20 protein-coding genes and 1 riboswitch are annotated in these 24660 nt (G+C 61.3%); of the genes, 11 read left to right on the forward strand and 9 right to left on the reverse strand.

Features of this window, described 5'->3' with window-relative positions; translation table 11 throughout:
• Window positions 1–1002, reverse strand: a 1002-nt coding sequence (locus A2J01_RS14715; RefSeq protein ID WP_442971563.1) for an SWIM zinc finger family protein, incomplete at its 3' end; no start/stop codon positions are given.
• Window positions 1003–1113: 111 nt separating this feature from the next.
• Here A2J01_RS14715 and A2J01_RS14720 point away from each other — a divergent pair.
• Window positions 1114–2241 (forward strand): alpha/beta hydrolase, encoded by a 1128-nt coding sequence (locus tag A2J01_RS14720; RefSeq protein WP_031333643.1) that lies wholly within the window; start codon window positions 1114–1116, stop codon window positions 2239–2241.
• A gap of 52 nt (window positions 2242–2293) precedes the next feature.
• Here the strand turns inward: A2J01_RS14720 and A2J01_RS14725 are convergent, their stop codons facing one another.
• The gene (locus A2J01_RS14725; RefSeq protein ID WP_003940648.1) at window positions 2294–2653 is read right to left on the reverse strand and encodes an excalibur calcium-binding domain-containing protein; all 360 of its coding nucleotides are present in this window, start codon (window positions 2651–2653) and stop codon (window positions 2294–2296) included.
• Between the two features lie 172 nt (window positions 2654–2825).
• Window positions 2826–4199 carry a dicarboxylate/amino acid:cation symporter gene (locus A2J01_RS14730; RefSeq protein WP_003940669.1) on the reverse strand — a complete coding sequence of 458 codons (1374 nt, stop codon included), beginning with the start codon at window positions 4197–4199 and terminating at the stop codon, window positions 2826–2828.
• Window positions 4200–4538: 339 nt separating this feature from the next.
• Here A2J01_RS14730 and A2J01_RS14735 point away from each other — a divergent pair, with 339 nt between their 5' ends.
• From A2J01_RS14735 to A2J01_RS14745, 3 genes are all read left to right on the forward strand, one after another.
• Entirely contained in the window at window positions 4539–5444 is a 906-nt protein-coding gene (locus tag A2J01_RS14735; protein WP_064112979.1) for a phosphodiesterase, read from the forward strand.
• Between the two features lie 78 nt (window positions 5445–5522).
• A riboswitch (SAM riboswitch) is annotated at window positions 5523–5636 on the forward strand.
• An 87-nt stretch (window positions 5637–5723) separates the two neighbouring features.
• Window positions 5724–6965 (forward strand): LLM class flavin-dependent oxidoreductase, encoded by a 1242-nt coding sequence (locus tag A2J01_RS14740; RefSeq protein ID WP_064112987.1) that lies wholly within the window; start codon window positions 5724–5726, stop codon window positions 6963–6965.
• Between the two features lie 20 nt (window positions 6966–6985).
• Window positions 6986–8353 carry an NtaA/DmoA family FMN-dependent monooxygenase gene (locus A2J01_RS14745; RefSeq protein ID WP_003940653.1) on the forward strand — a complete coding sequence of 456 codons (1368 nt, stop codon included), beginning with the start codon at window positions 6986–6988 and terminating at the stop codon, window positions 8351–8353.
• A 51-nt stretch (window positions 8354–8404) separates the two neighbouring features.
• Here the strand turns inward: A2J01_RS14745 and A2J01_RS14750 are convergent, their stop codons facing one another.
• On the reverse strand, window positions 8405–9898 hold the full coding sequence (locus tag A2J01_RS14750; protein ID WP_020970156.1) for a stealth family protein: 1494 nt from the start codon (window positions 9896–9898) through the stop codon (window positions 8405–8407).
• 279 nt (window positions 9899–10177) lie between these two features.
• On the opposite strand from A2J01_RS14750, the gene A2J01_RS14755 reads away from it, so the two are divergent.
• Complete coding sequence (locus A2J01_RS14755) at window positions 10178–10411, forward strand: hypothetical protein (RefSeq protein ID WP_037129019.1); 234 nt, start codon at window positions 10178–10180, stop codon at window positions 10409–10411.
• A 3-nt stretch (window positions 10412–10414) separates the two neighbouring features.
• Here the strand turns inward: A2J01_RS14755 and A2J01_RS14760 are convergent, their stop codons facing one another.
• The gene (locus A2J01_RS14760) at window positions 10415–10963 is read right to left on the reverse strand and encodes a nuclear transport factor 2 family protein (protein ID WP_223304602.1); all 549 of its coding nucleotides are present in this window, start codon (window positions 10961–10963) and stop codon (window positions 10415–10417) included.
• A 111-nt stretch (window positions 10964–11074) separates the two neighbouring features.
• Here A2J01_RS14760 and A2J01_RS14765 point away from each other — a divergent pair, with 111 nt between their 5' ends.
• Window positions 11075–12049: a TauD/TfdA dioxygenase family protein gene (locus tag A2J01_RS14765; protein ID WP_064112989.1), complete on the forward strand. Its 975-nt coding sequence runs from the start codon at window positions 11075–11077 to the stop codon at window positions 12047–12049.
• On the opposite strand, the gene A2J01_RS14770 is transcribed toward A2J01_RS14765, so the two are convergent.
• Complete coding sequence (locus A2J01_RS14770) at window positions 12050–12892, reverse strand: hypothetical protein (protein WP_064112980.1); 843 nt, start codon at window positions 12890–12892, stop codon at window positions 12050–12052. It abuts the gene before it with no gap.
• Window positions 12893–12923: 31 nt separating this feature from the next.
• On the reverse strand, window positions 12924–14717 hold the full coding sequence (locus tag A2J01_RS14775; protein ID WP_064112981.1) for an alanine racemase: 1794 nt from the start codon (window positions 14715–14717) through the stop codon (window positions 12924–12926).
• Window positions 14718–14877: 160 nt separating this feature from the next.
• Between A2J01_RS14775 and A2J01_RS14780 the strand changes: the two genes are divergently transcribed.
• Window positions 14878–16323, forward strand: a complete 1446-nt coding sequence (locus A2J01_RS14780) for an amino acid permease (protein ID WP_064112982.1) — start codon at window positions 14878–14880, stop codon at window positions 16321–16323.
• Complete coding sequence (locus A2J01_RS14785) at window positions 16320–17240, forward strand: universal stress protein (RefSeq protein ID WP_064112983.1); 921 nt, start codon at window positions 16320–16322, stop codon at window positions 17238–17240. The genes A2J01_RS14780 and A2J01_RS14785 overlap by 4 nt, the downstream gene beginning before the upstream one ends.
• A gap of 42 nt (window positions 17241–17282) precedes the next feature.
• Here the strand turns inward: A2J01_RS14785 and A2J01_RS14790 are convergent, their stop codons facing one another.
• Window positions 17283–18284, reverse strand: a complete 1002-nt coding sequence (locus tag A2J01_RS14790; protein ID WP_064112984.1) for an MBL fold metallo-hydrolase — start codon at window positions 18282–18284, stop codon at window positions 17283–17285.
• A gap of 296 nt (window positions 18285–18580) precedes the next feature.
• Here A2J01_RS14790 and A2J01_RS14795 point away from each other — a divergent pair, with 296 nt between their 5' ends.
• The 3 genes from A2J01_RS14795 to A2J01_RS35120 all read left to right on the forward strand — a co-directional run bounded on the left by A2J01_RS14795 (window position 18581) and on the right by A2J01_RS35120 (window position 23973).
• Window positions 18581–19681 carry an LLM class flavin-dependent oxidoreductase gene (locus tag A2J01_RS14795; protein ID WP_064112985.1) on the forward strand — a complete coding sequence of 367 codons (1101 nt, stop codon included), beginning with the start codon at window positions 18581–18583 and terminating at the stop codon, window positions 19679–19681.
• Between the two features lie 1314 nt (window positions 19682–20995).
• Window positions 20996–22819, forward strand: coding sequence for an alpha/beta hydrolase (locus A2J01_RS14805; RefSeq protein WP_197494226.1), 1824 nt, complete (start codon window positions 20996–20998; stop codon window positions 22817–22819).
• Between the two features lie 563 nt (window positions 22820–23382).
• Complete coding sequence (locus tag A2J01_RS35120; RefSeq protein WP_231915791.1) at window positions 23383–23973, forward strand: hypothetical protein; 591 nt, start codon at window positions 23383–23385, stop codon at window positions 23971–23973.
• A 414-nt stretch (window positions 23974–24387) separates the two neighbouring features.
• Here the strand turns inward: A2J01_RS35120 and A2J01_RS36420 are convergent.
• Window positions 24388–24660 (reverse strand): T3SS (YopN, CesT) and YbjN peptide-binding chaperone 1 (locus A2J01_RS36420; RefSeq protein ID WP_442971564.1); only part of this gene is annotated, 273 nt, incomplete at its 5' end.

Below are 24660 nucleotides of genomic sequence, written 5' to 3' on the forward strand. Positions count from 1 at the left end.
TTTGAACACGAACCGCGAAGTGAACGCATCTCGATGCTCGGCGGGTATGTCGACTGACTTTCCGGAGTCGATCAACTGCCTCAATTGGTGGGTGACCGGCGTGTGCAGCGGTGCGAGCGTGATCGCGTTGGCGGCGTCGAGCGCGAAGACACCATGTGCCGGTGTACCGACAAGTCCCCAGTCGGAATGGGTGATGATGTGCCCATCGGTCTGAATTCGGGGAGTGAGACGGAGGTTGTTGTCTTCCGCTCCGTGGACGTCGAGGCAGATGTTGGCGTCGTAGAGTAGGGAGATGTTGCCGAGGCCGGCTTTCGAGTGAACGAGTGAAACGCCGACGCTGATGGCCTCACGAAGAAGCGACCAGAGTTGCGGGCTCGCGAACCCGGCAAGATCGATTTCCGCGGCATTTTGATTTCGGTAGTAGTTGCCGGCGCTGTGGAGGAGATGTATGTCGCGTAGAACCCGGAGGTGATCTGCGGGGAACTGAAAAGTGCTTCCGAGTTTGTTCCAGGCGAGCCCGCCGGAGATCCACCCTCTCGCTCCTGGTTGTACGGGTTTGATGATGAGCCTTGTCGATGCGCCCTTGGTTCGGGTGGTGAATTGAATGCCAAGTCCACGTGTAGTGCGGCCGGCCAGGTCTGGTCGGAGCAACTCCTCGAGCGAGCTGTCCCATCCGAGGTGTTGTGGAGTCTTGTTCGCCTCGGCAACCGCTGCGAGCACCAACGCGACTACGTGCTTGCAGTTCATCCGCACGGGACACGTGCAGAGGCCACGCGTGAACGTTGCTGTACCGGCCGCGCCGCGACTTACCGAAATCGTGCAGGTGTACGGCTCTCGCGCAGTTCCCGATACAGCGCCGGTCAAGATGTCAGCGGTGTCGTTCCATCCGATGGATTCGACTGCATTCTCCCGCAGGTAGACAAGTCCGCGGTCGTAGGTGGTTGTGCCCACGACAGCGCGAATTCGGTCGAGGTCGAGGGCCCTGACTGAATCCGGTTGCACGGGGCCAGCCTAGTAGCGGCGACCGACAGATCTTGTCGTGGTCGTTTGTCCAAGAAAGTCCGAACTGCACGGTATGTTCACGGAAACATCTTTGACTGGTTTGGGAGTTTCATGAGGACTGAGCGGCGTGCGTGGATTCGATCTGCGCGCACAGGTGCGGTGTGTTTGGCCGTCTGTGCACTTTCTTTGCAATTGGGCGGACTGTCGACGGCAGCGCCGAGTTCCGGAAGCTCGGGTAGTTCGGGAAGCTCGGGAAGTCTGGGCAGCGTCGAGGGAAGCGTGAGCTCGGGGTCGACGATCCCGGGACCACTTCAGGAGGATCCGGGCCCCAAACCGGACCTGCGCGACGACATCGTCGTCCCGGCCATCGTCGGCGAGAAGGTGACCGCACCACAAGCGATCAGGCTGACGGTGGCGTCGCCCGCACTTCGACGCGAGGTCGGCGTCGAGATTTTGCTACCCGCTGACAATTCGGTTCCGCGCCCAGCGCTGTACATGCTCGAGGGTGTCGACGCCGGAGAGAAAAGCAGCGGATGGATGACGATCGGCGGCGCCCCGGCGTTCTTCGCCGACAAGAACGTCAACGTCGTGATGCTCAATGGCGGAATCGCGAGCCTGTACTCGGACTGGGAGAATCCGGATCCGCGGCTGGGACTGCACAAGTGGGAAACCTTCATCACCGAGGAGTTGCCACCGCTGATCGACGCGCGACTCGAGACCAACGGAATCAACGCGATTGCCGGCAATTCCATGGGCGCGATGGGTGCAATGATGCTCGCCCAACGCTTTCCGGACATGTATCGCGGCGTTGCCGTGTTCAGCGGCTGTTATTCCACGATGGATCCGCTCGGCCGAACTGCCGTCCAGGCCACGATTTCTTCTCGAAGCGGAGATCCGGCCAACATCTGGGGTGTGCCAGGGGGCCCGGAGTGGGAGGCACACGATTCGTTGATCAACGCAGAGAAGTTGCGTGGCAAGGAAATCTACGTGTCGACGGCAAACGGTCGTCCCGGATCTGACGAGACGCTGCAGACTCCTGAACTGCTCGAGCGTCTGGTGATCGGCGGCGGCATCGAGGTTGCCGCCCACGCCTGCACCAAGATGTTCGACGCTCGGTTGCAGGAGCTGAAGATTCCGGCGCAGGTGGATTACGAGCCGAACGGCACGCACGCGTGGGCGTATTGGCGTGAACGACTGCCGAAGGCGTGGCCGACTCTGTCCCGGGCATTGGGCGTCTGACGGTTCGACAACAGTGCTCGGGTTGTGGATGCACCACAACCCGAGCGTTGGATCACTCGCAGGCGATGCCGTCGTTGTCGCGGTCGAGATGCGGGGCGTATCCGTTCTGGCCCCGGTACAACGGAGCTGCGCCGGCATTACGAACGGCTGTGCAGTTCTGGTAGTACCGCGCTGGTGCGGGAGTGTTCTGCGGCGCCGGCTGGTTCTGGGGCGCTTGCGGAGCGGGCGGCGCCGGCGGTGCGAAGACCGGGGGAAGGAACGGCTGGACTGCGTCGGCAGAGCCAGTCGGAATCATGCGTGCGATCTCGATCGGTAGGAAATCGAAAACCGTGGATGCCTGAGCGGCGGGTGCGGCAACCAGAGTGATTGCGGCGCAACCTGCGACGCTGAATGCCAGACGGCGGAGCTTCATGTGACCTCGTGTTCAACTGGGCAGCCCTTCCACTTCTGAGGGCTGTGCCGGCTGAGCATACTGGTCATAACGACCAAATGGTTTATTTCGGTAAGGGTGAAATCTGGGGTGAAAAGCAGCGTCCCCGCACCGTATTGCTCAGGTGCGGGGACGCTGCTGTTGTCATCGAGGGTTACGCGTCGACAAGTTCCTCGGCGAAGGGATCACCGTTGCGGGGAGCGTCGAAGCGCTCCTTGTCGAGGATTCCCTCACGCTTTGCGACGATGACCGGAACCAGAGCCTGGCCGGTGACGTTGACTGCGGTGCGGCCCATGTCGACGATCGGTTCGACTGCGAGGAGCAGTCCGACGCCGGCAAGGGGAAGACCCAGGGTGGAGAGCGTGAGTGTGAGCATGACTGTCGCACCGGTGGTTCCGGCCGTTGCCGCTGAGCCGATGACCGAGACGACGACGATCAACAGGTAGTCGGTGAAGGTCAGCGGAACGTCGTAGAAGCCTGCGACGAAAATCGCCGCGATCGCGGGATAGATTGCGGCGCAACCGTCCATCTTCGTGGTGGCACCGAGCGGAACGGCGAACGAGGCGTACTCACGCGGAACGCCGAGGTTGCGTTCGGTGACGCGTTCGGTCAACGGCAGGGTGCCGATCGACGAGCGCGAGACGAATCCGAGCTGAGTTGCGGGCCAGACGCCGGAGAAGAAGCTTCGAACCGAGAGGCCGTGTGCGGCAATCAGGATGGGGTAGACCACGAAGAACACGATCGCCAGACCGATGTAGATGGCGGCGGTGAAGACGCCCAGCGACCCGATCGCATCCCATCCGTAGGTGGCGACAGCGTTGGCGATCAGCGCAGCGGTGCCGATCGGGGCAAGGCGGATGATCCACCACAGGACCTTCTGGACGATCGCGAGCAGCGAAGCGTTGAACTCGAGGAACGGCGCAGCCTTGGGACCGATCTTGAGTGCAGCAATACCGATTGCACCGGCGATGACGAGCAGCTGCAGGACGTTGAAGCTCAGCGATGTAGTCGCCACGCCTTCGGCGACGGAAGTCTTTGCACCCAACCCGAGGAAGTTGTTCGGAACCAGTCCGGTGATGAACGCCCACCACGAACCGGAACTCTTGGGTTCCTTCGCGGCTTCGGCGGCGACGTCGGTCCGTGAACCGGGATCGGTGATCAGGCCGACGATGATGCCGATGATCACAGCGATGAAAGCGGTGATCGCGAACCAGAGCAAGGTCTGCACGGCCAGACGAGCGGCGTTGGCGACCTGGCGCAGATTGGCGATGGAGCTGACAATGGCGGTGAACACCAGCGGGATCACCGCAACGGTGAGCAGCTTGACGTAACTCGAACCGATGGTCTGCACGGTGCCGACCAACCAGTTGACATTGCCGTCGGCCGCATCAGGCATTGCCCGGGCGACGAGACCGATGATGACACCGAGTACGAGACCGGCGACGATCTGCGGTCCGAATGCCGTCGCCCAGGACGGAAAACGGGACGTGGACTTTTCCGGCACGCCGGTGGAGGTGGAGCTGGGCATGACTATGCCTTTCGAAAATCAAGGGAGCGAAACGCAGCGCGGCACCAGAGGCCGGGCAGATTCGAAGAAATGTTTCCTGGTACGCGTCAGGTCAGAGCGAGCGCGTACACATTGCGCTCGCCTGCAGGCGAAGGTCGACGTAACGCCGACTGGTCAGGAACAACACTGTCCACACACTACTCGCAGCTTCAACTACTCGATCCCGAGGGTCGCCGCGGGAGTTCGCTTCGTGTTCGTCGGGCGTGCCCCGATCAGTCACTGTTGGTCGGTTGACTAGTCTCGACGATCAGTAGGTGCCGCACCGGCGCCTACGCGTCGGCAAGCGGAAGCGAGAGACCGATGAGCGTTCGGAATGCCGAGTACCCGCGTCCGAAGCATTTCCTGGTGCACCTCAGTGACACGCATCTGGTGGCTCAGGGGGAGTTGTACGACGCCGTGGATGCGTCGACGAGATTGCGGGAAGTGCTCAGCGGGATCGTGGCCTCGGGCGCACGCCCGGATGCACTGATATTCACCGGCGACCTGACCGACCAGGGACACCCCGACGCATACGCGGAACTGAAAGCCATCGTGGAACCCGTGGCGGCCGAGATCGATGCGCAGGTCGTCTGGGCGATGGGCAACCACGACGACCGCCCTACGTTCAGATCTCTGCTGTTGGGCGAGGACGCCACCGATCATCCCGTCGACAACGTCTACGACCTTGACGGACTGCGGGTGATCACCCTGGATTCGTCGGTTCCCGGGCATCACTACGGTGAGATCACGGATGGCCAATTGGATTGGCTACGCGCAGAATTGGCGGTGCCGGCGCCCGACGGAACAATTCTGGCGCTGCATCATCCGCCGGTTCCGTGCATTCAGGATCTCGCGGTTCTGGTGGAGTTGCGCGATCAGTCCCGGTTGGCGGACGTCTTGCGTGGCAGCGACGTCCGGGCGATTCTTGCTGGGCATCTGCACTATTCGACGACGGCGACGTTCGCCGGCATTCCGGTTTCCGTGGCGTCGTCGACGTGTTACACCCAGGACTTGAATGTGGAAGTCGGTGGTCAGCGTGGTCGTGACGGGGCTCAGGGGTGCAATCTGGTGCACGTGTACGACGAGACAATTGTTCATTCGGTCGTTCCACTCGGCGCGCACGTGACGGTCGGTGAGCCCGTCGACGCGGCCGAGGGTGCCCGGAGGCTCAGTGTTGCCGGCATTCGAATCCTCGAGAGCGAAAAGGCGGCACGCTCGATCATCTGAGGTGGCAGGCGGTTTCCGACACCCACGCGCAGTTCTGGGTGATTGCCGGGCGGTCGCGTACTCACTACCGTCGAGGTAGGTGCAGAGCTCCAGCAACAAGGACCGGCTAGCTGGACGGCAACCCTTCATGCCGATGGGGTGCCCCGGAATCACACCTGGCGATACGCGCGGTGCGTGTCGCAAGCGGCAGTCGCCACGAGAACCGTCAGTCCGGTGCTGACGGTTTCTGCGGTCGGCACTGTGCGCTCCCGAGTAGTTCTCGAACAGGAGTATGCGCCGATGACCTCCACCCCCTCCTCTCATCTTGCTCCGCTGCATCTCGCCGTAGCGCTGGACGGTGCCGGTTGGCACCCTGCAGCCTGGCGAGAGCCGCACTCGCGCCCGAGTGAGCTGTTCAGCGCGTCGTACTGGACTGACGTGGTGACGACCGCCGAGCGTGGTCTGCTCGATTTCGTCACCATCGAGGACAGTCTCTCGGTGCCGGCCAACCCACTCGAACCCGTCGACGACGCGGTTGACCGGGTGCGCGCTCGGCTCGACGCACATCTCGTGGCCGCCCGACTGGCACCGATCACGAGCAACATCGGCTTGATCCCTACCATCACCACCATTCACACCGAGCCGTTCCACGTGTCCAAAGCCGTTGCCACGCTGGACTACACCTCGCGCGGTCGCGCCGGATGGCAGGTGAAGGTTTCGGCGTCGGAATCCGAGGCAGCACAGTTCGGGCGCCGCGACATCCCAGCGCTCACCGATGCCGACCGTCAGTTGATCGTTTCAGGCGTCCTCCCGGACTTCGTGCGCGCGCTGTTCGACGAAGCTGCGGAGGCAGCCGACGTCGTCCGGAGACTTTGGGACAGTTGGGAGGACGACGCCGAGATCCGTGATGTGGAGCAGCGCCGATTCATCGACCGGGACAAGCTGCACTACATCGACTTCGAGGGAAAGTACCTCTCGGTCCGTGGACCGTCGGTGACTCCGCGCCCGCCGCAGGGGCATCCCGTCGTCACCGCATTGGCTCATCAGCGGGTCGCGTACGAGCTGGCGGCGCGGACGGCCGATCTGGTGTTCGTGACGCCGTTCGACGACGAGCAGGTCACGGCAATCCTGGGTGAAGTGCGAGCAGCCGAAGAACACGTGCAGCGCACCGGCGAACCGCTTCGGGTCTTCACCGACATCGTCGTATTCTTCGATGCTCCGGAAGAAACCGGAAAGGAACGGCTCGCTCGCCTCGACGCGCAGGCCGGCGCCGAATACCGTTCGGACGCGCTGACCTTCACCGGCACCGCGGCTGAGTTGGCAGATCTTCTGCTCCGGTGGCAGCAGTTGGGAATCGACGGCTTCCGGTTGCGGCCGGGCGTCGTCGTGGACGACCTCGACGCGATCGCAGGTGAGCTGGTACCTGAATTGCAGCGACGCAGCGTATTCCGCACCGAGTATCCGCAGACGAATCTTCGCGGACTGCTTGGCCTACCCATCGACGTTCCCAACCGCTACGCCGCCGGTACTCCGGCCGCCTGACAGACGAGGAATACATTTTCATGAGTTCTCAGAAGCGTAAGCAGGTCATCCTGGGTGCCTACCTCGGCGGCGTCAACCATCACACTGCATGGTGGGATCCGCAGGCGGGCAGCCAGATCGAGTTCGATTCCTTCGAACACACCGCTCGAACCGCCGAGCGTGGGAAGTTCGACTTCTTCTTCCTCGCCGAAGGCCTTGCCCTTCGTGAGCGTGCAGGACAGATTTTCGATCAGGACATCATCGGTAGGCCGGACACCTTCACCGTGCTCGCATCGTTGGCAGCAGTGACCGAACACCTCGGTTTGGCAGGCACCATCAACGCCACGTTCAACGAGCCTTACGAGCTGGCAAGACAATTCGCGACGCTCGATCAGTTGTCCGGAGGACGTGCCGCCTGGAACGTCGTCACCTCGTTCGACGCATTCACCGGCCAGAACTTTCGTCGCGGCGGATACCTGGATCGTGCGCAACGATACGAGCGTGCGGAGGAGACCGTAGCGCTGGTGCGTCAACTCTGGGATTCGTGGCGAAGCGACGACATCGTGGCCGACAAGGCATCAGGGCGCTTTCTCGCGCGACCGGATGCCGGTGAATTTGCTTTCCATGGATCACATTTCGACGTGAACGGCCGATTCACGGTGCCGCGTAGCCCGCAAGGGCGCCCGGTTATTCTGCAGGCCGGGGTGTCGCCGCAGGGGCGCGATTTTGCTGCTGGTAATGCCGACGCGATCTTCTCACCGTATGGTCAATTGCCCGAGGCAGCCGACTTCTATCGTGACATCAAGGCTCGTGCCGTTGCGGCCGGACGCGACCCGGGTGACATCAAGATCTTGCCGTCGGCGAGTTTTGTTCTCGGCACGTCCGAGGCGGACGCAATCGAGAAGTATCGAGAGATTCGCGACCAGCAGGTCACCGGCCAGACCGCTTTGGTTCTGCTCGAACAGATCTGGAATCTCGATCTGTCGAAGTACGACCCCGAAGGGCCCCTACCCGATATCGCACCAGACCCCGAGGCTCCGCCGATCATCCAGGGGCGCGCCTTCATTCACCAGGATCGTTTCGCGACCGTGGCAAAATTGCGCGCGGTCGCCGAGAGCAAGAAGTTGAATCTGCGCGAAGTGGTGATCGATCAGTTCGAGCGTGGACCGATCGTGGGTACACCGCAGCAGGTTGCCGAGAAAATAGATTCGTTTGTCAGCAACGACGGTTCGGACGGATTCATCCTCGGGTCGCACCTCGTGCCGACCGGCCTCGACGAGTTCGTCGACGACGTGGTGCCGCTGTTGCAGGATCGAGGTGTCCTCCGCAGTGACTACGAAGGAACGACGTTGCGTGACAATCTCGGACTGCCCATTCCGGTGCAACGGGAGCATGTGACAGCACGCTGATCGACCGAAGTAGCAAGGGCCCAGCCGAAATCGGCTGGGCCCTTGTTTCGTCTAGGCTTCCCAGGGCGCCGGGATGGGGTAGTAGCTCTCCAGGAACTCCGTGATCTTGCGTGTGCGAAGTTCCAGATCGATCTCCGGAGCGCTGCCGTCGTTGAGGCAGAAGAAGTCCATGGAGCGCTTGGCGAGCAGTGAGTCCATGTCGCGCAAACCGGCCTTGACCGTCGTATCGACGTATTTGACGGCGGCGGACTTCTGCACCACCGACCGTCCACTCATGAGCGTGTAGTAGTGGTACAGCGAATTGGTCACCGAGATATTGGAACTCGCGCGGAAGGTGCTTGCTGCAGTGGCCGCGAAGTCTTCGGCGAACTCGCGTTCCATCTCGGCCATCACGCTCTTGCGTAGTGGCGTCGCTGCGTGCTCCAGATGTCTGGTGGTCATCAGACCGAAGCGGTCCTGTAGCAGACGGCGGTTGACGCGAGCCGCATTCTCGAACCCGCTGCGGTCGTTGTCGTTGTGTCCCAAACCGATTCTGGTGTCGGCCTCGATGAACATGCTGATCCCGCCGGGGGAGAAGAACATATCAGGGCCGACGGGGCGACCGAAGAACATGTCGTCGTTGGAGTAGAGGAAATGCTCCGCCAGGCCCGGAATATGGTGCAGCTGGCACTCGACAGCTTGAGAATTATGGGTGGGCAACACACTTGGATCGGCGAAGAACTTTTCGCTGGGCATGAACGTGACTCGCGGATCGTCCGCAAGCCAGTCCGGACGATCGGAATCGGTTGCGACGAAGATCCGCCGGATCCACGGCGCGTACATGTGGATAGATCTAAGTGCGTATTTGAGCTCGTCGATCTGACGGAAGCGCGCTTCTGATTCGTCGCCCTCGCCGACGATGTAGTTCTGCATGCGCTTGGCGCGCTGAGCCTGAAACTCTTTGGAAGAACCGTCGACCCAGGAAAAGACAAGATCGATATCGAAGCTGATATCGGAGGCATGATCGGCGAACATGTTCTCGATGGTCGGCCAGATCCGGCCGAATCGCTCGACGGTTCCTCGGACAGCTTCTTCGGGGAGGACGGTTCGTCGTGTCAGTGAGTTCTCGACGGGTAGGACGATTTCTTCGTCGGAAATCGACCACAATTCGATCTGAACGCCGATGTTCGCGCCGTAGTTCATACCGCTTGCGACGTGAACCCTCGGACGGAACAAGCGGAAGATCCGTGACTTGTTGGTTTTCGACAGGGCACCGTCCGCGACAAGGAGCGCTGGACTCTTCTTCGCGTCGACGGTTTTGGAATAGAAGGGTGCGTTTGCGCATCCCTCGACAAGTGCCTGCCGCAGGTTCTTGCGTTCCGTCCAGCTGACCGCGATGACCGGGCGCTCGTCGTTTCCGCGGACGAGCAGATACTCGATTCCTGCGGCGTCGAGGATGTCGCGGATGAAGAGGAGATCTTCGACCATCGCTTCGAGCGGCGTGGTGGTCGTGATCGCGAGGGCAAAACGATTCTTGAATCGGACGGTCTCGGGTAGCTCGCCCATCCGTGCGCGTGACGCGGCCGACGCCGGTTCCACGGGATTGGGGCTGTCCTGCTCCGGGGGTACGAAGTAGATGTCGTGCGGAGCGGGAGATTCTGTAATGGGATGCCTTCCGATTCTGATCCAGCTGTGTATCTGTCGCCCCGACGCTGCGAGAGCGTGGTGGCGACGAGCTCAGTCTATGCCGTCGGCGCCGAAAGTCGGACATGAGTGACGGGGATGGGTAGCGCGGGGCGAGTCGGGTACCCCGAGGACCGAAGCGAGAGTGAAGGAGGAGAACCGATGCGTGTGAAAGCGATGGTCGGAACAGGCGCGGTGGCGGTTGCGCTGGCCGCCGGCCCAGTTGCGACAGCGTCTGCGGAGCGAACCGAGGCAGCGGGGTCGGAGGGTTCACCAAAGATGCTGACCTGCGAGGTGGTCTTCGATGCACTCGAAGACATGAGCCCGGAATGGACGGAAGAGGGGATCGATCAGGTCGAAGACTGGTGTGAGGCGATCACCGGCGAAGAAGACTGACCGTCAGCCGCGCGAGATCACTCGTCGCGACAGTCGCCACCGCCCGTCTTCGAGTTCGAACTCATCGGCGTAGCTCCCGACGCCGCTGAGCTCGGGCGAGGTGGTCGTGTCGACGTAGAACGTCCACACCGCATCCGCGCGGGCTGTAGTTTCCGAGGTCACGTCCACGGCGATCGCCGTGGTGACGTGGCGTGTGAATGTGCCCGGACCTTGAATGCCGGCGGCCCGGCGCTCGACTACTCCAGCAGCAATTTCTTCGCGGCCACGTCGTACCTGTGCGGGGATACCGCGATCGGGATTGGCGGGCATGTTCCATTCGGCCTCGCGCGTGAACTGCTCCACGTAATTCTCGACCGAGCCGGTATCGGCAAGATGCGCGATGCGAGCGAGCGTTGAACGAATCTGTTCGGCAGGGCCCTCGGGTTGCATGCTGTCCTCCGTAGACGTGGGTGCGGCAGATCGCACGCTACAGCTCATGACGACAACGACGACGGCCTCGTCCCAGTGAGCGGCAGTATTCTCCGACGAGGGAGCGGTGAACTTTGAGATCACCTCGAGTTCAACCGTATTCGAGCCCGCAGCGTAAATGATTGACTATTCACAGTAGGCAGCGCCATGACGACTGCCGCGCCCGTAGGCTTGACCGACTCACAGGAGATCGCCATGTCCGTCACCGAACTCGAACGTGTCACCCAGACCCCGGAGCAGATCTACGCTGCCGGCGGAATCACTGTCCACAAGGTCGGTGAGCTGATCGGCGCCCGCATCGACGGCGTACACCTCTCTGGGGATCTGTCCGAAGAGACCGCCTACGCGATCAACTATGCGCTGGCAGCGCACAAGGTTGTGTTCTTCCGTGGGCAGCATCATCTCGACGACACGTCGCAGTACGAATTCGCCGGAACCCTCGGCACCCAGACCACCCCGCATCCGACGGTGAAGTCCAGGGGCGACAAGCTGTTGGTGCTCGACCGAGCCGCCAACAGTTGGCACACGGACGTGACGTTCGTCGACCGCATCCCGAAAGCCTCGATTCTGCGAGCGACGACCATTCCCGAGTACGGCGGAGCGACCACGTGGGCGTCGACCACCGCCGCGTACGACCAACTGGCGTCTTCACTCAAGGTCTTGGTCGAGAATTTGCGGGCCGTTCACACCAATGCCTACGACTATGCCGAGGTTGTCGATCAGGCGAACCCGGTAGACGCGCAGCGCCAGGCCTACTACGCCGAATTCACCCGTGAGATCTACGAGACCGAACATCCGGTGGTGCGTATCCATCCGGCGACGGGGGAGAAGACCCTCCTGCTCGGTCACTTCTTCAAGGAGTTCGTCGGGCTCAAGCCGTCGGAGTCGGTCGCTCTTTACCAGATCCTGCAGGCACGAATCATCAAGTTGGAAAACACTGTTCGATGGGACTGGTCGGCCGGCGACCTGGCGATCTGGGACAACCAGGCGACTCAGCATTACGGTATCGCCGACTACGGGACTCAGGCGCGCAGTGTGCACCGAGTGACATTGGCCGGCGACGTCCCCGTCGACGTCCACGGCGAGCAGAGTCGAATCCTCCAGGGTGACGCCGCGGAGTATTCGATCATCGCGGACATCGATCGGCTTCCCGGCTTCGCCGCGAACTGATCAGTCGTGCTGCGGGTGATCCGGCGGGAACATCTGTCCCCATGAGTGACTGCACGCTCGGCACGTCCATTCCGGGGTGTCCGGTCCCACGACGCAGCCAGTCACGGCGAGCCACGGTAGGTGATCGAACGGATGGACCGGCATCCCCGGGGCACACTGAGCGGTTCTGTGTGCACCGCAGTGTGGGCACGGTGGATTTTTCGCCAGCATGTAGTCGATGAAGTTGGTGTGCCCAGACGTGGCCATCCTTCCGGTGCACTTGCGGCACAGGACGGCTGGGTAGTCGTCACCAGGTTCAGCCTGCCTGAAGATCCGTGATGCGGAATGAAAGTGAAGGCGATCGCTGCTGTTGAACTTTCGCAACGGCATCGGTGAGCCGCAACCTGTGCAGTTTCCCCGCTCGTTCATCAACATTCGGGCGTGGGCAGCTGTGGACGTCGGATCCAGCGTGTCGATGTCGCCGAAGTAGTGCGCATAGTGTGACTGGCCGGCCGTGAGAATCCGGTCGGCCAGTGCGTCGTCGACCGGCCCCGGGTCCGTGGGAAACGTGATGGACCATCGTTGTTCGAGTTCGGGAACGGTGGGCAAACCGTGGAGTTCGTACGGGCGTTCATCGACTTCAATCGGCGACGTGCCGTCGAACGGCGCAGCCACGGTCTCGATGCAGAGCAGCGTGCGAGGAGTGGTGTCGAGAACAGTGATCAACAGGTCGCCGATGGCCATCTTTCCGCGCATGATCCAGGGATCGACACGGGCACGGGGTTCGAGAAACGCGACCACGGCATCGAGCCACGGCGTGCCGAGTGCGATGAATACGTGCTGACCGGAGCTCCGCGTGATCATCGAACGATTCTCGCAAGGGCTGCCGACAACCTCAGGCTTTGACCACCTTGCGCCCGAGCAGCGATGCAACCAGTCCGTCGACGAAGGTCGCCTGACGGCCGAGAGGATCGGAATCCGCTCCCGCAACGCTGCCGATCGAAATCGATCTCGTCAGGCCGGTCTCGCTGATGAATTCGGCGGCGAGGTGCGCTTCTCGGAATGTGAGGCCGCCCAGATGTGTCGTGTCGTCGACGCCGAGAACACGCCCGTCGATGATGTCCATGTCGAAGTGGACGTGGACGCCGTTCACACCCTGTCCCGCCGCGGCGAGAACGCGAGGCATCAAGGCCGCCATGCCATGGCGATCGATCTCGTCGATCGTCACCAGCAATACCCCGTACTCGTCGAGTGCGCGCTTGTGATCGACCGTGGCGTTCTTGACGCCCACCAAGACGGTGTTCTCCAAACTGGGGCCGTGCAGATCCGCCGCCGACGACAGCAGTTGTTCGATATCGCCGTGGGAGGCGAAAATCATTGCACCCAAATCGGTTCCGGGTTCGGTGGCAATCGGAATTCTGGTGTTCTGCCAGGCCTCGGTAGTGAGCCACAGCGGCAGCGTTGTGAGATCCGCGGCGGCGTTCTCGGCTTGAATGCAGTTGAAACCGATTCCGGACATGTCCTCGCGTAGACCGTGATCGAGGAGATGGCTTGCCAGCCCGGTAGTTTCGAGGTCGATCAATTCGACGGTCGCATTGGCATCGATCGGTTCGGTGCCCAGGACGTAGCGCTTTTCGACGTAGGGCGATGTCATCGCCATCAAGAGCGCGCCGTAATCGATCGTGAAGTCGACCGTCCCACCCAGTCGGTATTCGTCACCTGTTTCTCCGGCGTCGACGAGGAGGTGATCGCTGCTGGCACTGATCACCTTCAATCGCGGATCGATCGGGGTCAAGCCTTCCGGCGAGATGTCCTCGCGGCCGATGGACAAGATCAGGCGTCGGCTCGGCTTGTCCTCGTTGTCGAAGACGGGGCGTCGGCCGAATGCGTCTTCCCCTGAGACTCCATACGGCCGCGACGGCTTGACCTTGGCCTCGATGATGTCCGCGGTGAGGGTGAAAGCATCACTGTTCAGCAGTTCGTACAGTCCGGGGGGAGTAGGTGATTCGGCCAGAACAATGCTGGCGCCCAAACGCAGATGGTTGATCCCCTCGGGCATCGTGCCCGTCTCGAGTAGTGGCAGCGAGAACGTATTGCCGCCGGAAACGATCGGCAGTTCGATCGAGAACCGCTTCGTGATTTCGTCGGCTAGGTAGACCAGATTCGACAGGTTGTCGACGGTCGGCTGGATGCCACCGACGCACGCGAGGTTCGCGCCGATTCCGATCAGTCTGATGCCCTCGATGGGAAGGATTTCAGCGACTACGTCCAACGCCTCCGCCGGCAGGATTCCTTCGCGGAGATCTCCGAGGTCGATCATCAGCACGATGTCGTGGACGACTCCTCGCGTCCGTGCTGCTCTGCCCAGAGCAACAATCGTCGTCAACTCGGAATTGAGGCTGATGTCCGCGTAGCGGATCGTGTCGTCGATCTCGTTGAGCGACGGTGCGCGGATCAGCATCAGGGGAACGGTGATGCCGTCGCGGCGAATGCGGGCCAGGTTGTCCAGGCGGGAGTCGGCGATCTGTGCGACGCCGCCGCGGACCATTGCTCGCGCCACCTTGGGGGAGCCACATGTAGATTTGCTGACGCCCGCCACCTCAATACCCTTGGCATTGGACGCTTCGACGAGGACGCGCGCATTCTGTTCGATACGACGCAGGTCGACGGTGATGGTCGGTCCGGTCATGATCTCCCTGTTTTCTCCGAAGGCGGTTCACGATCCGGGCATTCCAGACCGGACGGTTGGCGTGAGCTGGGCAACTTTGCTCCAACTGTTGTGTCGCAGGACACTTACGTGCAGTATGAGGATACAACAGTTTCCTACCAGGCACTCTAGAGGAGCGTCGATGGCTACTCTCGTCAAACACGTACTTCGGCGCAAGCCGGCTTTGCAGATAGACCAGGAGACCGGCGCAGATACCAACGGCGGCGAGCTGACCCGCAGTATCGGTTTGGCGCAGTTGTCCATGTTCGGCATCGGCGCCACGATCGGCACCGGCATCTTCTTCGTCCTCTCGCAGGCAGTCCCGGTTGCGGGTCCGGCAGTGATCATCTCCTTCGTTGTTGCCGGTGTCGTCGCGGGACTCACGGCGATTTGTTACGCGGAGTTGGCCGGAGCTGTCCCGGCGTCGGGCTCGTCGTATTCCTACGCTTACGCGACGCTCGGAGAGCTTCCGGCCATGGCCGTCGGCGCGTGTCTGCTTCTCGAGTACGGAGTCTCGGCCGCGGCGGTGTCCGTCGGATGGTCGCAGTACTTGAACCAGCTACTTGGCAACCTCTTCGGGTTCCAGATCCCCAACGCGCTGTCACAAGCGCCGGAGCAGGGCGGCATCATCAATCTGCCCGCAGTGATCCTGGTGTGCCTGTGCGGTGTTCTGCTCATTCGCGGCGCCAGTGAATCGGCCAAGGCCAACGCCATCATGGTCTCGATCAAACTCGCAATTCTGCTGCTCTTCATCGTGGTCGGCATCGCCGGATGGAACAGCAATCACTTCGCCGACTTCGCACCGTTCGGATTCAGTGGCGTCATGTCCGCCGCCGGAATCATCTTCTTCTCGTACATCGGCCTCGACGCTGTGTCCACCGCCGGCGAAGAAGTGAAGAACCCTCGTCGCAATCTCCCTCTCGCGATCCTCATTGCGCTCGTGTCCGTCACCGCGATCTACATCGCTGTTGTCGCCGTCGCGATCGGTGCACAGGATTCCGCATCGTTCGAAGGTCAGGAAGCCGGACTGTCCGCCATTCTCGAACAGGTGACCGGATCTACCTGGCCGGGAACACTTCTGGCCGCCGGTGCGGTGATCTCGATCTGCAGCGTCACGCTCGTGGTCATCTACGGTCAGACCCGCATCCTGTTCGCGATGTCACGCGACGGCATGATTCCGTCGATCTTCCACAAGGTGAACCCGCGGACTCTGACGCCGGTGCCCAACACCATTATCGTCTGCGTCGTCATCAGCATTCTGGCCGGTTTCATTCCCATCAACTTCCTCGCCGAAATGACCAGTATCGGAACCCTGGTGGCCTTCCTTGTGGTCTCGATCGGGGTCATCATCCTGCGGCGCAGTGACCCGGACCTGCCGCGCAGCTTCAAAGTTCCCGGCTATCCGGTCACACCGATCCTCTCGATCCTGGGCTGCCTGTGGATCATCAAGGACCTCCGAACCGTCACGATCTACGTGTTCCTCATCTGGGTGACCGTCGCGATCATCTGGTACTTCGCCTACGGAATGAAGCACTCGCGCCTCGGGGCGAAGAACCGCGCCGAACTGGGATCGGAGTCCGAGTCATGACGTTGCTCGCGGGATACGCACCCGACGGTGACAGCTCCGGAACCGTCCATCTGGCAACGCTGTTGGCGCGTTCGTCCGGTGAACCGCTGGTGATCTGCGCGGTGATTCCCTCGCCGCCACCGCCCGGGATGGCGCGTGTCGACGCCGAATACCACCAGCAGTTGCGAGCCGAAGCCGAAGCGGCACTGGCGAAAGCGCGGGCAGACATGCCCTCCGACGTCGATGTGACCTATGTCGTGCATGAGGCTCAGTCGACGTCGAGTGGCCTGCTCGATCTCGTTCACGAGCACGAAGCCAAGATGATCGTCCTGGATTCGTCTACGGCCGGGGTGTTCGGTCACGTGGCTCTCGGCAGTGTCACCTCACGCTTGCTGCACAGCTCCGACGTTCCGGTCGCCCTGGCGCCGAGGGGATTTCGAACCAAGCCCGGTGAGGTGGTTCGCCGCGTCACCGCCGCATACTCGGGCACACCAGATCAGGACGATCTGGTGCTCGCCGCCGCGACTGTGGCTGCGCGTGTCGATGCCGGACTCAGATTGGCGGCGTTTGCAGTTCGTGCGAACGCGCAGTACACGACCACGCTCGGGACCGAGGGGGATTCACCGATCATCTCTGAGTGGGCCGAGGTGGTCGAGCGTGAGACCAACGCTGCCTTCGAGCGCGTGCGTGCACTGCCCGAAACACCCGACGTCAGGGAATCGGTTATCAGCCATGGTCGTAACTGGGCCGAGGCGCTCGAGGGCGTCGAGTGGGACCGAGGTGACGTTCTGACTGTCGGCTCGAGCAAGGCAGGTCCACTGGCGCGGGTGTTCCTCGGCAGTCGGGCGGCGAAGATCGTGCGGTACTCACCGGTTCCGGTGGTAGTGGTGCCGCGATCGGCGTCGACCCGAATAGTCGATCAGGCCGAAGCGGAATAGAGATCAGGGCCGACGAGCGGAGTGCTTGTCGGCCCTGATCTTTCAGACGGAGCGAGCGAAGAGCGCGGGCTCGGAGCCGGGAAGCTGAGAGACCTGCTCTCGGGCAACCAGATGGCGAAGGTGAGCTGCACCTTCGGACAACGCCATCGTCTTTCCCATCGGGGAGATCTCGGCCCACGGCTTGTACCACTTCATCTTTGCCGCGACGTCCCACACGGTGAGCTTGTCGTCGGCGAACTCTTGCAGCAGGTGATCGAGTCGCTCCTGGTGATGCTCGATCAGCTCGCCGGCGCGGCCACCGACGTCGTCGATCGGAATGCCGTGAGCGCCGAGACCGCGGGTGATGTTCATGTTCTGCACGCGTGCGAGCGAGTGGAGGAAGTCGGCGAGGGCGTCTCGCTCGTCGAGTGGGTACACGAAATTGCCGACGTGTGGTGTGGTCTTCTGCAGGACGTGGGCGCCGGTGAACATGACGTCGGCGTCGTCGAGGTAGAAGCAGACGTGACCAGGCGTGTGGCCGGGGGTGTAGACAACGCGGAGGCCTCGGCCGGTGAGTGCGATGATCTCGTCGTCCGCGAGAAGGCGGTCGGGAGCCGACTCGGGGCCCACCGGAGACTCACCCGCGGCAGCCAGTCGGAAGGCATCACGGTCAGCTGCGGGCGCTCCGGCACGTTCCATGTTGTCGAGCTGGTACGCCATCCACTCCTCGTTACGCGCAGTGGCCATCTGATCGAACAGGTAGTGGTCGTCCTCGTGCATGGCGATCCAGGCGCCGGATGCCTCGCGGACCCGTCCGCACAGTCCGGTGTGGTCCGGATGGAAGTGCGTGACCACGACGCCCTCGATGTCGGTCACCGAATGTCCGATCTCGGCGAGCCCCGCGTTGAGGCCCTGCCAGGCGTTGTCGTCGCCCCAACCAGCGTCGACCAAGATCAGTCCGCCGGGGGATTCCATGGCGTAGACGAGCGTGTGCCCGAGCGGGTTGTCCGTGATCGGGACAGGAATCTGAAATATGCCATCACCGATGGCTGCCGCACCGTTCATATCAAGTACCTCTTAACGATAAGGGAACGCACTCTTAGTACTTCATGTTTACCGTGCGCTCGTTTGGTTGGTGACACAGGTCCTGCCTGGCGGGAGTGCGGCATGTTTTCGGTCGACTTCGGATCGGGGAGAGTTTTATCGACCGAATGATGCCATTGAGTCGAAAGTAGTTGTCGAATAGGGTTTTTCGTAATTTCGCCGTGTCAGGGGCGTCCTCGGATGGCGGATCCGTCGACGAGTCGCGCACTAGCCTCCGAGGGACAGGCGCGCTGTGCGGTTATCGAGAAAGACGGGTCATGCGTTTTCAGGTTCTGGACATCATTTTCAACCCACCCCATCCAGTGACCGGCGAGGAAGTTGCCCCGTCCGATCGGCTCAACCGCGTCGTCGAACTGGCGGTTCTCGCCGAAGAACTGGGTATCGATTCGTTCTCGGTGGGTGAGCGCCATGCCGGGCCGGTTCTTTCGTCGGCGCCAACCGTCGTTTTGGGGGCGATTGCGCAGGCCACGGACAGAATCCTGCTCTCGACGGGTGTCACGGTCCTTTCGCTACTCGACCCGATCCGAGTCGCCGAAGATTTCGGAACCATCGATCAACTCAGCCGGGGACGCCTCGAGATCGTGATCGGCAAGGGCAACGAGGTTCTTCAATACCCGCTCCTCGGTCTGGACATCGCCAAGCAGTACGAGTACCTCACCGAGAACTACGAACTCCTCAAACTGCTGATCAGCGAGGAAAACGTCAAGTGGGTGGGAACGCACCGGCCTTCGCTCGAGGACGCGACGACGCTACCGCGTCCTTTCGACGGCCCGTTCCGTATCTGGCACGGATCGGCTACCTCGTTCGAGGCCGTCGAACTCGCGGCGAAGTGGGGTGACCCCATCGTCACCGCCAACGCCTTCCAGCCTCGTGAGAATTACAAAGTGCTGATCGACCACTACCGCGAGCAGTACCTGGCGTACGGACATGACCCGGCCAAGGCGTATGTCGGTTCGGGTTCGGGCGGATTGTTCCTCGCCGACACGACCGAGCAGGCCATCGAAGAGTTCCGTCCGATCTACGAAGGCGCCGTTGCGCAGGCCGACAAACGCAAGCACGATCCCAAAGCAGTCGGAAAGGCGACAAGCTTCCGGACCATCGAGGAAGCCGTCGACCGTGGGCCGGCATTGGTCGGGTCTTCGGAGCGAGTCGCCGAGAAGATCCTCGATTATCACGAGAGCTACGGCCACGATTTCCAATCGGTGTCGGTCAATCACGTGCTCGACTTCGAGCAGCAGAAGGACACCCTGCGCCGATTTGCGGAAGAGGTTATCCCGCTGGTGAAGGCCGAACTGTCGACGACACTGTGGACGTCGGTCGACAAAGATCGGGCGAAGGGTTTTACCGCCGTCGCCTGAGCCGTCAGATTTCGGTTGTGCCATTTGTGCTTCAGTTTGCGCGGCATATGGTCGTCTTCCTCCCGGGCGGAGGCAGTAAAGCCGCTTCGGATCAGGATTCTGTCTTCTACAGCAACACCGTGGATGAGGACGGCGCAGTCAAGCTCTCCGTCGGCAGTGCGAGTGATAGTGGGCCGAGTGTCCGCGTAGATTTCGATGCTCTACCTGCGGGTCGCCAACTTGCTGTCCCCGCAGCAGCAGTCGATGGCGACAATTCTTTCGGCGACTTAGGAGCAGTCTCAGTCGGTTTAGGGTCCTGACGGAAAACTTGCCATTTCTGTACTCGGCCTTGGACTGTCGAACGAACGATGGTTCTTGCCGATCTATCCGCCGCGCAGATGTTTGGCGCCGTCGGGCGGCAGGTCAGGGGCATAACCACGGACTTGGCGCTATTGCTGTCCCGGTTACGGTGTCGAGGTGGGCGACTGACCTCGATTTCGTTCTCTGAAAAGTGAAGTGAGATCCAGCCGCATTGCGGCGAGTGCGGGCCAGCCGAAACGACTCGGAGCTCGCCGATATACCGCCATGCGAAAATAGCCGGCTGCGACGCTCAGCGTCGAGGCCCTGGCGTTGACAGCGTGGCTCATACACTGACAACGCGTCGACTGAAGTTACGACAACGATGACAACTGCGGAGCCTTCAAGTACACCGAAACCTCGGCTCTCAAAGCGACAACCAGGCAGGTGCCGGTGGGTCTTGGTGAGCAAGCTGAGAGCAGTTCCGGAGCGGTCACGTTGCATCGAGTTGATTACCCGGTTACTTCCAGTGGCACCGCGAGCCGGATATAACCAGCCGGTATGGAATTCGCCGTCGCAGATCTCAAGGGGTGCCCGAGATTCAGTACGGATTTTCTGCATCGGCCTTCAGATCCGCCGCATCGGGCGCTGTCACATATACGTTCGGGAATGTTCAGGTTCGGATCGCACGATCCGACCCATTGTCACAGTTTATGCTTGTGGATGGTTTGCGATCCCCGATTACTTGATCGTTGACGTAGCCGCATGACGAATACCGCGACATACCCGCAAATAATCGCGAGGACCCCATTCGAGCGAAGCCGATCTCGATAATTGGCTGACCTAATGCTGTGGTCGCGAACGAAATTTGGCAAGCTGGTCGCGGAGGTGTCGGTCCTCCTCTGTACGGTATTGCGAAGTTAGCGCAGAGAATCCGTTCGAGATTTTCGGCGGTGCTCATCTTTTTCGAATCTTTGTAGCGAACAACAGTAGTGGTTTAGGTGATACCAGGGTTCGACCTTCGAGAGGGACATGGTTGTGAAGATTGTATTTCTGCACGGAATCGGTGACGGCGATCCGAAATCGAGTTGGCTCGAAGGTCTCGACCGCGGTCTCGAACAGGCCGGTTTCGGCGCGGTCAATCGGGATATGGTCATCGCACCTCACTACAGTTCGTTCCTCACAACAAACGGTATTGGTGCGAAGCTGCCCCCGGTGACGTACAAACCGCGCGACGACTCGGCCAGTCGCCGCGGCTTTGAGCGGCGCCAGGCGAGAGTCCAGCGGATTCTGGGTCTCGAGGGCGGGGTCCGTACCTTCGGTTTCCATCGTGTGCCCGGGCAGGTTCTCGCTCCACTGCAGCAGGCCGCGATCGGATCGCTATCACTCTTGGATCTGCAGCAAGTACGCAAGTACGTTCGGGAGGAACCGGTCCGCGGAGCGATCCTGCGGCACATCCTTGACCATCTGCCCACCTCTGGCGAGATCATTCTGATCGGCCACAGCCTGGGCAGCGTCATCGCGATCGATCTTCTCGACCACCTTCCTGAAAATGTCCATGTCCGCAGGTTCATCACCATCGGTAGCCCGGCGAATGTGCAGGCCGTTCACGACAGCAGCGAGCGATTGCTCAAGAAGTTTCCGTACGGCCGGGTCGATGACTGGTCGAACTTCCTCGATGTCGGCGACGTCGTCACCGGCGGCAGGGGGCTGGCGACCACATTTCCCGGCGCCCAGGATTTCGTCATCGACAACGGCGCATCCCATGCCTCTGGGGCGTATCTCGGACATCGCGCCCTCGCCATGCTGGTTGCAGATCTTCTGTACCCCTCGAAGGAAATCGCCATCCGCACATCGGATATCGCGGTTCGTCTCAATGACAACGAGGCCTCGGTGTTGTTGATGCTGCACTACGCGCATGCGGTCCACCGCAACCTCAAAGACAAAGCGCTGGCCGAACGCTACCGACATGCACTCGACATCGTCCAGGACAACATCGTCGCTCAAATAGAGCAGGCCGCGTCAGTGAGTGGACAGCCCGTCGCAGTCGAACTACAGCAACTGAGCAATGGTCAATTGCCGATGATTCCGCATCGATGGGAGATCCACGAAGTGGTCGGCGAGTTGGTGGTGCTCGCGCTGACGAACATCATCGATCCGTATGAACTCGAAATTGGCAACGCCCCCCGCGACGCACTCGCCGACATCGCCGTCGAATTGGGGTTCGTGCGTCAGCTCGGAAAGACAGTGAGCACCGCCCTCGAAGACGTCCAGAAATGCTTGGACAGTCGCGGTGGCGTCCCCTGGGGCAGGGTAATTACAGCCGCAGTCGGTCTCGCCTTGGTCGCGGCCGGACCTGTCGGGCTTATGCTCGCAGCGCCGGCTGCCGCGGCAGGTGGCGCCGCTATCGTCGGCGGGCTTGCAGCATTCGGGCCGGGAGGGATGATCGGTGGTCTCGGAATGCTTGGTGGTTTGGCCGGAGCGGGCGCGGCGGTGGCCGCGGGCGCGGCGGTAGGCGGCGGTGCCCCCGATCAGCCGATCACGGATTCGACAACGTTGATCCTGCGGGTATCGACCGAGCATGCACGCAAGATGCTCGGCCTTCCTCATGACGAAGCGCTCTGGTACCAGTTGGCGGATGTGGAGACGAAACTCTCCGCCCGAATCAACCGCCTGACGGCGTTCAGCGATCCGAAGTCGGGGCAGTTGACTCAGCTGCAGGCAGCCAAGTCGACAATCACGAAACTGATGGCATTCATGCTCGATCGAGGATTGGCGCCGCGAGCCATCGAAGCAGCAACTGGAGAGAAGCCCTTAGCTGACATTGAAAAGGAACTCGTCGACTTCACAGCGCTGACGTAACGCGTTTCAGTGGCTGGTGAACGTCATTTAAGTCGCGAAGGTACTTGCCTCACTTACTAGTGATACGGAATTGACCACACTCTTGCTTCGATTACCGGCGGACAGGTTGCGGAGCCAGTGTCGGTCTGCGCAAAGATCAATGAAGCGCACTGGGCCATTGGTCAGTACGGATACGCAGTAACGCGCAACTCGCTTCCTCCTGTCAAGGCTCTCGATCGGTCAATCAGCGTCGGAACTAGTCGATACGCCGACCACTGTCACGAGTGCCGCCAACACAAAGGAGTGCTACCGAAAACTGGTGAACGCCGAATCCGAAGCGGGAAAGCTGGCTGCGCTCAACTTCTCGTTCGGGCGGTCGTTCGGGGGCTCGGTGCTGGCGCGATGTTGTCGATCACAGGCGAGAGAACTCGCAACTCCGTAACGAGTTTTCTCGTCTGCCGATTATCAATGTGAGCCGAATCGCTACCGCGTGAAGGCGGCACGATGCGGAGAATGCTAACGGCGATGATCGCCGGAGTCGCTCGTTCGACACAACAGCGTGCGGGAACGCACAGGAGACTGACATGAAGAGAGCGCTTATCCTCGCTGTTGGCGCATTGCTCTCGTCGTTCAGTCTTTCTGCTTGCGGCGGCCCAGGCACAGACTTGCCGTCGACAACCCCATCAAGCTCATCGTCAACAGCCGTCGCGGCAACTGAGTCCGTAGTACCTCCCCCAAGTAGCACACCCGAGGTCGCGCCGATCACCTTCGTATGCGGTGATCTCTCCCTCTACCAGTCAGGTACCGTGTTGTACTCCGATAACACCACTGGCTACGAGGCATCCTGCGACACCTATGTGCCTCCGGCAACTACACAAGCTTCGGAAAGGGTTCTACGGTACTGCGATTACCCGGGAACTGCGGTGTACACCGATGGCTCGTACTCCACGACCGATCCGGCCTGTGCGGAGATGCGTGCGGAGGCGAACACGAATCCCGGAGGTGGTTACCCATATGACCCTGACGAAGACCGGAACGGTGATGGTGTCGTAAACGGATACGAACGCTGCGGTGTTAAGTGTGGCAAAGAGCCGACCAGCGGTGATATCCAAACGCAGCACGGCTGCGAGCAGGGCTACATCACCGGACCTGCGTGCGAGCCGTACTCAGGCTGATCTTGGGGCGGCCTCGCCCGCAATCCCAGTCGTCTGGTTGGTACTGCGACATCTAGGGGGCGTTGCGTCGTTGAATTACGCCGACGAAAGTAGCTGTAGGCGAATGTTTTTCGCGATTCAGGCGCGTTCGGCGTCTAAATCGGCGACTGATATGAGCGATCGGCCAAGCCGCACAAAGGAATAGCAGGCCAACCCGTCGTGGTCTGTTGGATGAGTTCGCTGCCAGGCCGAAGGTCATTGCGCTGCACAGTCGCGAAACCGGCAGTGACGATCTTTCCGTCGTCGTTCCTGCCGCGCAGTCGATTTTCATTCGGTCGCTTTCGGTCGTCCCGTGGAGCGACGACAAACGTAAGCGTGCGCGAATCTCTGCAATCGCAGAGATGCACGCACGCAAAACTAGCCGTGAGGTATTGCTTACTTGCTGGGCGTCGAGGTGACCGCCCTGATGCTGAGCTCGCCGTCTGCTTCATCGCCGCACGCACAGTCACAGTCACCGCCGCAACCTCCTGGATTGCAGTCTCCGGCGTAGCTGTCGTCATCGGCGTCGCAGTCGAGGGCTCCGCCGAAGGATTCAGCGAAATCGTCGTCGAGTTCGTGAGTGAAGTCGTGAACCTCGTCGATCAGGTTCAGCAGATGCTGCGGAGCGAAGGGATCGGCGTCGAGCATCGTGGAGACCAGTAGGTGGTC

The sequence above is a fragment of the Rhodococcus sp. EPR-134 genome, from assembly GCF_001647205.1.
GTDB lineage: Bacteria > Actinomycetota > Actinomycetes > Mycobacteriales > Mycobacteriaceae > Rhodococcus_F > Rhodococcus_F qingshengii.